The organism is Methyloceanibacter sp. (assembly GCF_050999895.1).
Lineage (GTDB): Bacteria > Pseudomonadota > Alphaproteobacteria > Rhizobiales > Methyloligellaceae > Methyloceanibacter.
The window spans coordinates 1-13,440 of the sequence record NZ_JBPCOU010000105.1 but is presented as its reverse complement, the minus strand read 5'-3'; the positions used below and the strand labels follow the sequence as shown (position 1 = coordinate 13,440).

Annotated in this window: 12 protein-coding genes; 4 read left to right on the top strand and 8 right to left on the bottom strand. The window is 64.8% G+C overall.

What is annotated here, in order from left to right:
• Nucleotides 1–711: 711 nt before the first annotated feature.
• Both ACR2J1_RS11670 and purD read right to left on the bottom strand, forming a co-directional pair.
• Nucleotides 712–1,089 (bottom strand): hypothetical protein, encoded by a 378-nt coding sequence (locus ACR2J1_RS11670; RefSeq protein WP_434019493.1) that lies wholly within the window; start codon nt 1,087–1,089, stop codon nt 712–714.
• Nucleotides 1,090–1,189: 100 nt separating this feature from the next.
• A complete protein-coding gene (purD, locus tag ACR2J1_RS11665; protein WP_434019494.1) occupies nt 1,190–2,458 on the bottom strand; it encodes a phosphoribosylamine--glycine ligase in 1,269 nt (422 codons plus the stop codon).
• 111 nt (nt 2,459–2,569) lie between these two features.
• Between purD and xseA the strand changes: the two genes are divergently transcribed.
• Nucleotides 2,570–4,003 (top strand): exodeoxyribonuclease VII large subunit, encoded by a 1,434-nt coding sequence (xseA, locus tag ACR2J1_RS11660; protein WP_434019492.1) that lies wholly within the window; start codon nt 2,570–2,572, stop codon nt 4,001–4,003.
• Between the two features lie 74 nt (nt 4,004–4,077).
• The gene (locus tag ACR2J1_RS11655) at nt 4,078–4,302 is read left to right on the top strand and encodes a DUF2093 domain-containing protein (RefSeq protein WP_434019491.1); all 225 of its coding nucleotides are present in this window, start codon (nt 4,078–4,080) and stop codon (nt 4,300–4,302) included.
• Here ACR2J1_RS11655 and lpxK read toward each other — a convergent pair whose 3' ends face one another.
• The 6 genes from lpxK to ubiA all read right to left on the bottom strand — a co-directional run bounded on the left by lpxK (nt 4,303) and on the right by ubiA (nt 11,637).
• On the bottom strand, nt 4,303–5,313 hold the full coding sequence (gene lpxK, locus ACR2J1_RS11650) for a tetraacyldisaccharide 4'-kinase (RefSeq protein WP_434019490.1): 1,011 nt from the start codon (nt 5,311–5,313) through the stop codon (nt 4,303–4,305).
• Complete coding sequence (locus ACR2J1_RS11645) at nt 5,303–7,318, bottom strand: glycosyltransferase N-terminal domain-containing protein (RefSeq protein WP_434019489.1); 2,016 nt, start codon at nt 7,316–7,318, stop codon at nt 5,303–5,305. The genes lpxK and ACR2J1_RS11645 overlap by 11 nt, the downstream gene beginning before the upstream one ends.
• Nucleotides 7,319–7,330: 12 nt before the next feature.
• Entirely contained in the window at nt 7,331–9,196 is a 1,866-nt protein-coding gene (locus tag ACR2J1_RS11640) for an ABC transporter ATP-binding protein (RefSeq protein ID WP_434019488.1), read from the bottom strand.
• A gap of 108 nt (nt 9,197–9,304) precedes the next feature.
• Entirely contained in the window at nt 9,305–9,565 is a 261-nt protein-coding gene (locus ACR2J1_RS11635) for a DUF4170 domain-containing protein (RefSeq protein WP_434019487.1), read from the bottom strand.
• Nucleotides 9,566–9,614: 49 nt separating this feature from the next.
• Nucleotides 9,615–10,439 carry an inositol monophosphatase family protein gene (locus tag ACR2J1_RS11630; RefSeq protein WP_434019486.1) on the bottom strand — a complete coding sequence of 275 codons (825 nt, stop codon included), beginning with the start codon at nt 10,437–10,439 and terminating at the stop codon, nt 9,615–9,617.
• A gap of 241 nt (nt 10,440–10,680) precedes the next feature.
• Nucleotides 10,681–11,637, bottom strand: coding sequence for a 4-hydroxybenzoate octaprenyltransferase (gene ubiA, locus ACR2J1_RS11625; RefSeq protein ID WP_434019485.1), 957 nt, complete (start codon nt 11,635–11,637; stop codon nt 10,681–10,683).
• A 51-nt stretch (nt 11,638–11,688) separates the two neighbouring features.
• On the opposite strand from ubiA, the gene ACR2J1_RS11620 reads away from it, so the two are divergent.
• Both ACR2J1_RS11620 and ACR2J1_RS11615 read left to right on the top strand, forming a co-directional pair.
• Nucleotides 11,689–12,420, top strand: coding sequence for a 16S rRNA (uracil(1498)-N(3))-methyltransferase (locus tag ACR2J1_RS11620; RefSeq protein ID WP_434019484.1), 732 nt, complete (start codon nt 11,689–11,691; stop codon nt 12,418–12,420).
• 91 nt (nt 12,421–12,511) lie between these two features.
• Nucleotides 12,512–13,440 (top strand): glutamate--cysteine ligase (locus ACR2J1_RS11615; protein ID WP_434019483.1); only part of this gene is annotated, 929 nt, incomplete at its 3' end.

Genomic DNA, 13,440 nt, shown 5'->3' with positions numbered 1-13,440 from the left:
TGATCCTGCGAAGACCACCCGCGGGCACCGCACCCCGTCCCGCTTCACGACGCCTCATGAATGCGCCCCTCAGTGGACGAGGTGACGCGGAGTTTAAGGGAGGTTTGGAGGGCGGGGATAAGTTTTGGCTTTCGTCCTGCTCCTTCGTCATGCCCGGCCTTGTGCCGGGATTCACGATTTGCGTCCCGACCCTATTCCAAGACGTGGATGGCCGGGTCAAGCCCCCGCCATGACGAACTTTGCCTTTGACGCGCGACTACGAAGCCCGGCGCTTACCGGAGGCCCTGCTGCGCAAGCTGGATAGTTCCGTGGCCTCCCGTCAGGGGCTACGGGTAGCTGTCCAGGCTCCATTTCGAGGGCGTGTACCAAAGGCAGCCGCCGAGTTGCTTGGAGCAAAGGCATTTCAGCCCGGGCCGCGGTCCCGGCAGCGTGCCGTTCCGCTTCGCGGTGAGGAGCGAGCGCTCCCACTGCGCGCCGACGCTAGTGTCTTTGGCGGCAAGCGCAGCGAAGCAAAAAGCCCAATCAACGAAATGCCGAGCAGTAGAGAGCGCATGATAATATCCGTTCCCCGGAGATCATCTATAGAGCCCTCCCGCTAATAATCGTCCAGACAATAAATGGCATTTTCATACTTGGTAAAATAATACAATCATTTACTGCCGACACATTAGCCGTCGAAGGCAAATTTGCTGAAAGTGTTCCTGACTGGGATCACCGGTCACTATAACGCGGGTCCGGCTTCAGCAGGCGCCGCCGCGGCGGCGGCGGATCGGCGAACGGCGGTATCCATTCATATTGGGAATTGAACTGGCGCTGGAGAGCCTGATTGGCGATGTCACCCTTCTGATATGGCACGAAGCCGAAATAGCTGCTCCAGCCACCGGGGCGGCCGGGATTGTAAACATAGGGATAAATCGGGGTGCGGCCCCGCTTGTAGATGCGCACTTTTTCCGCAAGAAGCGCAGGCGCCTCGATCTTGGTGACGCTGAGGGGTGAAGCGGCTGCGGGCGTCGAAGCGAAGGCGAGGCCGAAGGCGACGGCGGCGCCCATGACGCAAGCCAAGGTCATTGAGCGGGAATTCTGCGCCATGTAGGCCTCCGGTCGGGATGCGACAAGTCAAGATAGACGGGGAGGGCTATCACCCCCAGCACCGGTTTGCCATACAAGCATGACGAAAGCGGGACTCCTGTCACCGCCATGCCACGGCACGCCAGGCGATGTCGCGGCGGCAAAACCCGTCCGGCCAATCGATCTTGTTGACAGCCGCATAGGCGCGGTCGCGCGCCTGCTCAATGTCTTGCCCTCGCGCGCTGACACCGAGCACGCGGCCGCCATCGGCGAGGATGCGCGCGCCCTCGCGTTTGGTACCGGCATGGAAGATCGCAACGTCCGGATCGCTGCCGGCGGCGTCGAGGCCTTTGATCTCCGAGCCTCTCTCGTAAGCGCCGGGATAGCCTTTTGCCGCCATCACTACGCAGAGCGCAGGATCGGCGTGCCAGTCGAGCGCGATGCCGCCGAGATCGCCATTCGCGACGGCGAGAAGGGCAGGCAGCAGATCCGATTTGAGGCGCAGCATCAGCACCTGCGTTTCGGGGTCGCCGAAGCGCACGTTATATTCGATCAGCTTCGGCGCGCCGTTCTCGATCATGAGGCCCGCATAGAGCACGCCCTTGAAGGGCGTGCCCGCCGCCGCCATCGCCTTCACCGTCGGTGACACGATCTCGTCCATGACACGGGCGCAGAGCTCAGGCGTCATGATTGGCGCAGGTGAATAAGCGCCCATGCCGCCCGTATTCGGGCCCCGATCGTTGTCGAAGGCGCGCTTGTGGTCCTGCGCCGTGGCCAGCGGCAACGCGGTCGCGCCGTCAACCAGGGCGAAGAAGCTCGCTTCCTCGCCGCTGAGAAATTCCTCGATCACCACTTCCGCGCCGGCTGCGCCGAACGCGCCGGAGAAACAAGCCTCGATACCCTGCAACGCTTCCGCTGCGGTCGAGGCGATGATCACGCCTTTGCCGGCGGCGAGACCGTCGGCCTTGATGACGAGGGGAAGCGTGTGCGACTGCACATGCGCACGGGCTTCTCGCGCATTGCTGAAGCGCGCGTAAGACGCCGTCGGAATATTATGCGCGGCGCAGAGATCCTTGGTGAAGCCCTTGGAGCCTTCGAGCTGCGCGGCCGCCTTTGACGGCCCGAACACCTGGATGCCGGCGGCTTCGAGGTCGTCGGCGAGGCCGGCGACCAGGGGCGCCTCGGGCCCGATCACCACGAGGCCAATAGACTTGTCCTTGCAGAACCGCGCCACAGCCGCATGATCGGTGTCGAGGGGGATGCAGGTGGCAATCTGGCCGATGCCGGCATTGCCGGGGGCGCAATAAAGCGTGTCGAGCAGCGGACTTTGCTTAAGCTTCCAGGCAAGCGCATGCTCGCGCCCGCCGTCCCCGATCAACAGCACGTTCAGCTTCGTCATGGCAGCTTGTGGACCTCTGTTCCGCCTTGCTATGCCAGACGGTAGGAAGGGACGTGTCCTAGCACGCGTCCCTTGCAAGCGAAAACGAGGTAAGAGCGTTTCATGGCCGATCGCCAACAAGCCCCGGGCGTCACGACGAATCTCGTCGAATACACCGTCTCCGAGCTCGCCTTTGCGCTGAAGCGGACGGTGGAGGACGCGTTCGGCCTCGTACGCCTGCGCGGCGAGATCTCGGGCTTCAAAGGCCCGCATTCCTCCGGCCACTGCTATTTCACGCTGAAGGACGAGAAATCCTGCATCGAGGCGGTCATCTGGCGGAGCACCTATCAGCGCCTGAAATTCAAGCCCGAGGCCGGGCTCGAAGTTATCGCGCGCGGCCGTGTCACCACCTATCCCGACAAGTCGAAATATCAGATCGTCATCGACGATTTGGAGCCCGCCGGCGCGGGCGCGCTGATGGCGCTGCTCGAAGCGCGCAAGAAACAGCTCGCCGCCGAGGGATTGTTCGATGAGCTGCGCAAGCTGCCATTGCCGTTCCTGCCGCGCATCATCGGCGTCGTCACTTCGCCCACCGGCGCCGTCATCCGCGACATCCTGCATCGCCTCTCCGACCGCTTTCCGAGCCATGTGCTCGTCTGGCCCGTGCGCGTGCAGGGCGAAACCTGCGCTGGCGAAGTGGCGGCGGCGATCGGCGGCTTCAACGCGATGATTCCGGGGGTGCCGCGGCCCGATCTCATCATCGTCGCGCGCGGCGGCGGCAGCCTAGAGGATCTCTGGAGCTTTAACGATGAGCTTGTCGTGCGCGCGGTGGCAGCGAGCACGATCCCCCTGATCTCCGCCGTCGGGCACGAGACCGACTGGACCCTGATCGATCTCATCGCCGATTTCCGCGCGCCGACGCCGACGGCCGCCGCAGAGCGCGCCGTGCCAGTGCGCGCCGATCTGATGCTGTCGGTAACGAGCCATGGCTTGCGCGTGATCGGCTGCCTGCGCCGGATCGTCGACGGCGAGCGCCGCCGATTCACGGCCACGACGCGCGGCCTTGCGCGCAAGAGCGAGCTTCTGGCGTTGCCGCGCCAGCGCTTCGATACGGTGAGCGCGAGGCTGTCGCGCGCGCTCGTCGCCAACGCACGCGCGCATGGCACACAATTGCAGCGCTCCGCCGCGAGGCTGAAAGTTCATCTCATCGCCCGCGCCGCGGAGCGCGCCCGCGAGCGCCTGACCGGGCTTGAGCGGGGCAGCGGCCGCGCGCTCTCCGCGGGCGTCGATCGCTCCCGCCGCCGCCTCGACGGCAGCGCGAAGCTGCTCTCCACGCTCGGCTATCACAACGTGCTTGCGCGCGGCTTTACGCTGGTGCGGGATGCTGAAGGCAAGATGCTGCGGCGCGCGAACGAGGTTGGGCCCGGCACCGCGCTCGACATCGAGTTCGCCGACGGCCATGTCCACGCGCATGCAGACGACGACGCGCGGCCGACTGCGCTGCACGCTAAACCCGCGAATCCGCGCGGCAAGGAAAAGCAGGGGACGTTGCTGTAAGCGGACTCGCACGTACGTAAAGCGGACGCTATGGTGACGGCAACGTTGGCAGAACAGCGAGTCGAATAGCTTTGATGAATCGCTTCGAGCGCAATCTCGGCTTCAAAGGCGAAGCCAAGCTCAAATATCTCGACGGCGAGGTGCAGGTGCTCACGCCGGGCGACTTCGTGCGCTGCGCGGTGACCGGGCGCGTCATCCCGCTCGAGGATCTCCGCTATTGGAGCGTCGAGCTACAAGAGCCCTATGCCGACGCCGCGGCATCGCTGAAGCGCTTCCGCGAACTGCATCCCGCCGGCTGATCAGCGCTTACGCAGCGCCTTCTTCAGCAGCGCCGTCAGCGCCGCCGCATCCTCGAATTTGATTGCGATAGGGAAGGGCCGCGAGCGGTACTTCATCTCGCCTTGCGGCGTGGAGTCGTCGTCGGGCAGCCGCACCCAATCCTTCGCCGTGGTGACGAGCATGGCGTTGTAGGTTTGCGCCTGCGCCAGCAGCCGGCGGGCCTGCCGGGCGCTGAAGCGGTGGTGATCGGGGAAGGCATGCGCATCGATCAGCCGCGCACCGTTGCCGCGCAGCGTGGCGAAGAACTTCTCAGGTCGCGCGATCCCGGCAAAGGCGATCGCGGGCAGCACACCGAGCCAGCGCGGATCGCAGTCCGCCGCGACTCTGGCTTTCAGCACGGGCTTGCCGCCACGCGCGAAGGCCTCCGCCAGCGGCGCCGCCTTTGCACCGTCGCCGATGACGAGCAGCGCATCGGCGCGGGGGAGTTGGCTGTCGAGCGGCTCGCGTAGCGGACCTGCCGGGACGACCCGGCCATTGCCGACGCCTGAAGCGCCGTCGACCACGATGAGAGACAGATCCTTGGCGAGGCTCGGATTCTGGAAGCCGTCGTCCATGACGATGACGGTCGCGTCTGTCGCCTCGATCGCCCTGGCGCCCGCGGCGCGATCGGCGGAGACCATGGTCGGCGCATGCTGGGCGAGCAGGAGCGGCTCGTCGCCGACGTCAACAGCGCTGGACTTTGGCCCTACAAAGAGAGTGCCTTGCATCTTGCCCCCATAGCCTCGGGTCAGGAAGACGGGGAGCTCCCCCATGGCCTTCAGAACTTCCGCGACCCCGATGGCGCTAGGCGTTTTGCCACCGCCGCCGGCGGTGAAATTACCGATGCAGATCACCGGGAGTCTGGAGCGATAGGGCGCAGTGCCCTTCGACCGGGACTCCGCGATCCTGCCGTAAAGAGCGGCCAGCGGCGCAAGCGCCGCCGCAATCGCGCTCTTGTCGCGATACCAGAAGGACGGCGCCTTAAGAGGCATGCTGCAACGAGGGTTTCGGCGGCAGGAAACGCTCAAGCTCGGAGAGTGTGCGATTGAGCGCACCGGACATGCCGGCGATGGCGTGCTCCGCGCGTTCCTTCATCGCCTGCCGCGCTGTTTTGTCGTCGAGCAAAGAAAGCGCGGCCGCCGCGAGAGTATCGGCATCGCCGATCTCCCTGGCGCCGTCGACGCGCAAGAGCTCGGTATAGGAATCGCGGAAGTTGCTCCAATGCGGGCCGGTCAAAACCGCAGCGCCAAGCTTGACGGGCTCGACCGGATTCTGGCCGCCATGCGGCACGAGCGACCCGCCGATAAAGGCGACCGGCGCCAAAGTGTAGAAGAAGCCGAGCTCGCCGATCGTGTCGGCGATGTAGATATCGGTGCCGGCGCCCGGAAGTTCGCCCGCCGATCGCAGCGCCACGCCGAGACCCGAGTTGCGCAGAAGCTCGGCGAGCATGGGGCCGCGGTCGGGATGGCGCGGGACAATCGTGGTGATGAGGTCGGGGCGCTGCGCTTTGATCGTCCGGTGGGCGGCGGCCACGATCTCGTCCTCGCCGGGATGGGTGCTCGCCGCGAGCAGGATGGTCCTCCCTTCGAGCGCGGCCTTGAGACGCCTCTGCCCGGGAAGCTCCGCAGGCGGCGGCGGGGCGTCCGCTTTGAGATTGCCGATGCCGATGCTTTGTATCGCGCCGAGCTGCGAGAAGCGCTCCGCAAGCGCCTCATTCTGCGCGAGCACCAGGCTGAACGCCGAGAACAGCGGGCGGCTGAAGCGCGGTCGCTTGCGAAAGCGGCGGAACGATCGCTTCGACATGCGCCCATTAATGAGGACGAGCGGCACGTTCTGCGCCTTTGCTTCCAGAATGAGATTGGGCCAGATTTCCGACTCGACGAACACGCCGAGATCGGGGCGCCAATGCCGCAAGAAGCGCTGCACGAAGCCTTGATTGTCGAGCGGGACATATTGGTGGATGGCGCCACTGGGAAGCCGCGCGCGCGCGAGCTTCGCCGAAGTCACCGTGCCGGTGGTGAGCAGGACCCGGACATCGGGATGCTCCGCCGAGAGCACCTCGATCACGGACAATGAGGCAATGGCTTCGCCGACGCTGGCGGCATGGAACCATGCCAGGAAGCCTTGTGGGCGAGGGACGCTTGCCTCCCCGAAACGCTCCAGACGCCGTTCCGGCTCCTCCTTGCCGCGGCGGGTGCGCCAGGCAAGGATCAGGGCCGCCAGCGGCGCGGCAAGTCCCGTGACCACGCGATAGGCATTCAGCATGAAGCCTGGCCGTTCCGCCGCGGCGAGAGCTTCCGGCGAAAGCGGATCGACGGCCCCCGCCAACGCATAAGCGCGTCGCGTGGCTTCGTTGAGCTTCTGTTCGATGGCGAGCCGGCAGGCTTCCATTGTGTCCTCATCCGCGTCTTCAGGGACAAAGATCGGATCGCCGACCACCACGCCGAGCTGCGAGAACGGCAGGTTGACGCAGAACCGGCTCCAATTTTTTGCGGCGAGGAACCGGCTGGACGCGACCGCAGTCGGCACCATCGGCCGTCCCGACATCCGCGCGAGATTGACGATGCCTTCGCCGGCACTGCGCGCGGGGCCCGGTGGCACGTCGGCGGTCATGACGATGCTTGCACCTTCGCCAAGCGCGCGGAGAGAGGCGCGGAAGGCGCTGGCGCCGCCCCGATCACGACGCCGGCTTCCTGCGCCGGCGCCCCGGATCAACTCCGTATCCTGACGCCTCAAGGTCTCGCCCAGCATCTCGGCATCGCCGTGGCGGGCGACCATGGCCTTCGACAGCATTGACTTGGGCTTGAATTGCGCGAGCAGGAGAAATTGTCCGTGCCACATCGCGACGATCTGCGGGTGCTGCGAGAGAAGCTTCGCGCCGGTGTCCGCGGGATCGTAGACGGGTTTGCTGGTGACCCTGACAAAGCGGATATAGGCCGCGGCGAGGGCACCGCCGAGCACGACAACAGGCTTGGATGCAATCAGCCCTTTCACCATGACCCGCCGGCGCTACTTGCCTGCCACGGCAACGGCGTCTTCGCTGTCCGCATCGGCACCGGAACCGTGAAGACCGCCGGTAATGCCGAACTGCGTGCGATGCAGCCGCGTGTAAAGACCGCCTTTGGCGACGAGCTCATCGTGACGCCCCATTTCGACGATGCGGCCCTGATTGAGCACGCAGATGAGGTCGGCCTTCTTCACCGTAGAGAGACGATGCGCGATCATCAAGACAGTACGCCCGCGCATCAATTCCTCGAGCGCGAGCTGGACCTTGGCTTCTGCTTCGCTGTCCAGCGAACTGGTCGGCTCGTCGAGCAGAAGGATCGGCGCGTCCTTGTAGAGCGCGCGCGCGATCGCGATGCGCTGACGCTCGCCTCCTGACAACAGGCCGCCGGCCTCACCGACCTTGGTGTCGTAGCCTTTGGGCAGCCCCATGATGAAGTCGTGCGCCGCCGCCGCCTTGGCCGCCGCGATCACCTGTTCCTCGACTTCCGGCTTGGAGCCATAGGCGATGTTGGCGCGAACGGTGTCGTCGAAGAGAACCGGGTCTTGCGTGACGAGCGCGACCGCATCGCGCAGGCTTTCGACGGTCACGTCGCGGATATCCCGTCCGTCGATCAGGACGGCGCCCTTCTCTGGATCGAAGAAGCGCAAGGAGAGATTGACGAGGGTGCTCTTGCCCGAACCGGACGGTCCGACCAGTGCGACCGTCTTTCCCGGCGGCACCGTAAGGCTGACGCCCTTGAGGACCTCGTTCTCCGGCTCGTAGGAGAAGGTGACGTTCCTGAACTCGATCTCGCCCCGCTCAAGCTTGAGCGATTGCGCGCCTTCGGCATGGATCATCCGCGTTTCTTGGTCGATGACGCCAAAAACGCGGCTCGCCGCAGCGATTCCTTCCTGGAGTTGGGTCTGAAGCGTCGCCGCGCTTTTGAGCGGGCCGTAAATCAGCAGCGCAGCGGTCATGAACCCCATGAAATGGCCGAGGGTCAGATCGCCGCGAATGCCTTTGGCGCCGGCAAAGTAGATGGCGAGCGCAAAGCCGAAGCCGGTCAGGAGCTCGATCGCAGGACTGGCTAGGGCCCTGGCGCGGGTGCCGCGCATGGTGAATTCTAGCGCACGGTTGATGGCGCTCTCCGCCCGCTTCTCCTCCCGATCCTCCTGACCATAGGCGCGCACGATACGCATGCCACGCAAGGTCTGCGTGATGAGCGCGGAGAGATCGCCGGTTTCTTGAAGTGACTTCGTCGTCGATTTGCGCATCTTGCGCCGTTGGCGCGACAGTACGAACCATGCAAGCGGCATGAACAGCAAGATCAGCGCCGTGAAACGCGCGTCCATGTAGAACATGGTGGCGATGAGAAAGATGATCTTGAAATAGTTCTCGCCGAGGGTGACGAGCGAACGGCTCGCGGTCTGGCGAATGAGAATGGCGTCGTTGAGGAAGCCGGACAGCAGCCGCCCGGAATGCACGGTCTGGATCCAGATCAGGTCCGCGCGCGCGAGCTTTGCGAACATCTGAATGCGAAGATCGGCGATGAAGCGGTGACCGAGATAGGCGACGGTGACGTCCGCCACATATTCCGCGATGGCCTTCACGATGGTGACGACGACGATGCCGATCGTGACCCAGTAGATCATCTCCGCGTTCTTCGCGACGAAGACGTCGTCTGCGGTCTTCTGGATCAGGAAGGGGATCGCGCCCGTGGTCGCGGCCGTGAGCAGCATGGCGACGCTCGCCAGCGACAACAGGCCAAAGCGGGGGCGCAGATGCTCCCGCCAGATGCGCTTGACGATATCCCCGGTCGAGTATTCGACCTGGAGCTCGTCCGCGCCCCGCGTGATCGTGCTCACGTCCCTGAACAGATTATCTTTCAAGGGCTTCCCCGATTTCCCGCCGTTGCGGGCCCTTCGTTATGTGCTTGCCGAAACTTCTAGCACGGGCCCCGCGCAGGCTCTAAGGCCAAAACCTAGACGGTTCGGGCCCTAGCGCGGGCCAGAGCTGCCTTCTTCTTCCGGATCGAGCAGCCTGTGCAGATGCACGATGAAATAGCGCATATGCGCGTCGTCCACCGTGCGGTGCGCGGCATCCTTCCACGCATCGTAGGCTTCGGCGTAGGTGGGAAAGATCCCGACGATATCGAGAGCCTTGAGATCGCCGAACTCGACCCTGTCGAGCGTCGTGAGCTCGCCCCCGAAGACGAGATGCAGAAGCTGCTGCCCCTGCGCTTTGCTCTTTGCAGTCATGACTCTACCGCACTGCCCCTGACGGTTCGCGACTTTGCCGAAAACGGAGCTAAAGGTCTATGCGGCCTGTGCGCTCGATCAGCGCGTCATGCAGCTTAGGCGGCGCTGCGATTATACTTTTGAAGCGCGGGTTCGTGCGGTTATAGGCGAACGCCTCGCCGTGATGGTCGGTGATGACGCCCTCGGCCTCTTCGAGGATCAGCTGAGCGGCGGCGATGTCCCACTCGCTTTTACCCGACAGCGAGACGGTGGCGTCGGCGTAGCCCGCCGCGACGAGCGCAATCCTGTAGGCGACGGAGTTGACCCATTCGGTCTCCACCTCGGGCCAGGGCTCCTTCCAGATGCGCTTCTTAAAGAGACCGCCGCTTGCAATCAGCCGCGCACCCTCAAGCGTGCTCTTGGAGCTGACATGGATGCGCTGACCGTTGAGAGTGGCGCCTTGGCCGCGGACGGCATGGTAGAATTCCTGCTTCGCGGGATTGAACACGACCCCGAGCACCGGCACGCCGTCCTCGACGAGGGCGGCTGAGATGGTCCATTCCGGCAGATGGCGGAGGAAGGCGCGCGTGCCGTCGATCGGATCGATGATCCAGACGCGCCGCGACTTCAACCGCTCGCGGTCGTCCTCGGATTCCTCGGAGAGCCAGCCATAAGAGGGCCGCGGCGTCAGCAACGCGAGCTTAAGCGCGGCGTTTACGGCAAGATCTGCCTCGCTCACTTCGCTGCCGTCCGGCTTCGTATTGACGATGATCTGCTGGCGAAAATAGGTGAGCGCCAGCTCGCCCGCGGCGCGAACCGCCTCCCGGAGCAGGGCATCGTCGTCTTCAAGAGACGGAAACGGCTGGGCTTCGCGCGCGGTTTTCGGGGCAGCCATAAGGGCGGAAGACTTTCTCAACCATGTGGGAAACTCGCCCACGCATACCAGTCGTTAAGCACGTCCGTTAAGCGGTTCGGCAAGGATCTGTGGCAAGATCACGGCAATTAAGGCCGCCACAAGGCAGCCAAGGGAAGCTAACAGCAAGGCGTCACAAGGCCCCGGAGCATCGCGCTTCGGGGCCTTCTTGCTATCTGGACCGGGGCGCGCGTGGACGCAACCTTCGCGCCGCCGATTCCGGCTAAAGCACAGCAGCGAGAAACATGTCGACCAGGATCGCGGCAAGGACGATGAGGCCGAAATCGCGGTTGGAGCGAAAGCGCTTGAGACAGTTCGCCCCATCGTCGATATCGAGCGTGACGACCTGCCAGGTGAGTTGAATCAGGGCGACCGCCATGCCGAGCAGGAAGGCGGTGCCGCCGCCGGCGGCGAGACCGGCCGCGGCGATGGCGAGCCATGCCACGCCATAGAGCAGGCCGAGGGCTGGCTTGGTCGCGGGTCCGAATTTGAGCGCCGTTGACTTCAAGCCGAGAATGCCGTCGTCCTCGCGGTCCTGATGGGCGTAGATCGTGTCGTAGCCGATGGTCCAGCACACCGCGCCCGCGAACAGCATGAACGCGGTCCAATCGAGCCGCCCCTGCACCGCGGCGTAGCCCATCAACGTCCCCCAGCTGAACGCGAGCCCGAGCACCGCTTGCGGCCAATGGCTGAAGCGCTTCACGAGCGGGTAGAGCGCCACGACGGGGAGCACCGCGATGCCGAGCCAGACGGTGACCGCATTGAAGTTTAGAAGCACGACGAAGCCGATGAGACAGAGCGCGACCATGAAGATGACCGCGGCGCCGGTCGTCACCTGTCCGCTCGGCAACGGCCGGGAGCGGGTCCGCGCCACGCCCTTGTCGATGTCGCGGTCGAGAATGTCGTTATAGGTGCAGCCGGCGCCGCGCATGACCACGGCGCCCACGGCAAATAGGAACAGGGTCCAGAGATCGGGATAGGCGACCCCCATGCCGCGCGTCGCGAGCGCGATCGACCAGAAGCAGGGCAATGCCAGGAGCCAGAACCCGATGGGGCGATCGACGCGGGCGAGCCGCAAATAAGGCAGCCAGGACGGCGGCGCATAGCGCTCGATCCAATTCGCGGCGCTCGCGTCGGCGATGGTCTCGCTCGTTTTGCCTTGGGGCAGGGGACGTGTCATGTCTCTCGCTGTTAGGTCCTTCTTATTTAACCACCGCTCTTGCATTCCGCCATGGCGTCTAAGCTTCAGAGGCTCTTCGTCAAGGCTCCATTGCGGGCAGGCGGCGAGATCGAGCCGACGCCAGACCAAACTCACTATCTCCTCAACGTGCTCCGGCTCAAGTCCGGCGAACGCATTCTCGTCTTCAACGGCGAAGAAGGCGAGTGGATCGCCGAGCTCGCCGCGGTGAGCCGCAAGCATGCCAAACTTAATCTCGTCGAGCAGACCCGGCCGGAAGTAGCGGGTCCGGACTTGCATTATCTGTTCGCCCCCCTGAAGCGCGCCCGTCTCGACTACATGGCGCAAAAGGCGACCGAGATGGGCGCGAGCGTTTTGCGTCCCGTCATTACCAGGCGCACGGTCGCCGAGCGCGTTCGCGTCGACCGGCTTCTCGCCAACGCCATCGAGGCGGCGGAGCAGTGCGGCATCCTGCGCGTGCCGGCGGTCGCGGAACCCGCCGAACTCTCAAAGGTTCTCGACGCGTGGGACGAGGAGCGCCTGTTGATCTTTGCCGATGAATCCGCGTCGCATGCCTCCCCGCTCGCGACGCTCGCGAGCGAGGCACCGGGGCCCCTCGCTGTGCTGGTTGGGCCGGAGGGCGGCTTCGATGCGGACGAGCGCGCGTCCCTCCTGCAACGCTCGTTCGTCCTCCCCATCTCCTTGGGGCCGCGGGTGATGCGGGCCGACACGGCGGCCGTCGCCGCTCTCGCCCTTGTGAATGCCGTCCTCGGCGACTGGCGCTAAGGATGGCTTGTCAGGGTTCCGTTCCTGGCGTCATAAAGGCCGCCCTCTTGCGCGCGCGGACCCTCTCATCTCGGGAATCGGAGTTCTCCTCATGTCGACACGGGTGAGCGGGCCGCAAAGCCCAGTGATCGCGTCGCGGGATGAGCTCGTCGCCTATCTCGAGGCCGGCAGCAAGCAGGCCGCCGATTGGCGCATCGGCACCGAGCACGAGAAATTCGCGTTCTATGCCGACGGCCACACGCCGGTGCCGTATTGGGGCAAGCGTGGCATCGCGGCGCTCCTGCGCGGCCTTGCCGAACGCCATGCCTGGGAGCCCGTCATCGAGGACGGCAACATCATCGCGCTCAATCGCCCAGACTGCGACAAAGGCGGCGCCATCAGCCTTGAGCCGGGCGGCCAGGTCGAGCTGTCGGGCTCGCCGCTGCGAACATTGCACGAGACCTCCGACGAGCTGCGCATCCATCTCGATGAGGTGGCAGGCGTCGGCCGCGATCTCGGCATCGGCTTTCTCGGCATCGGCTTTTCTCCGAAATGGACTCTCGCCGAGACGCCGATGATGCCCAAGGAACGCTATCGCATCATGGCGCGCTATATGCCGCGGCGTGGGGGGCTCGGGCTCGACATGATGTTTCGCACCGCCACGGTGCAGGTTAATCTCGACTTTGGCGACGAGGCCGACATGGTGCGCAAATTGCGCGTCGGATTGGCGCTGCAGCCGGTCGTGACCGCGCTCTTCGCCAACTCGCCCTTCACCGAAGGCAAGCCCAACGGCTTCAAGTCCTACCGCGCGGAGATCTGGCGCGATGTCGACCCCGACCGCACGGGGCTTTTGCCGTTCGCCTTCGAGGACGGCATGGGGTTCGAGCGCTACGTCGATTACGCCCTCGATGTGCCGCTGTATTTTGTTTATCGCGACGGCCGTTATATCGACGTGGCCGGCGCGTCGTTCCGCGACTTTCTCGGCGGCAGGCTCGCAGCGCTGCCAGGCGAGCGGCCCACCATCGAGGACTGGACCGATCA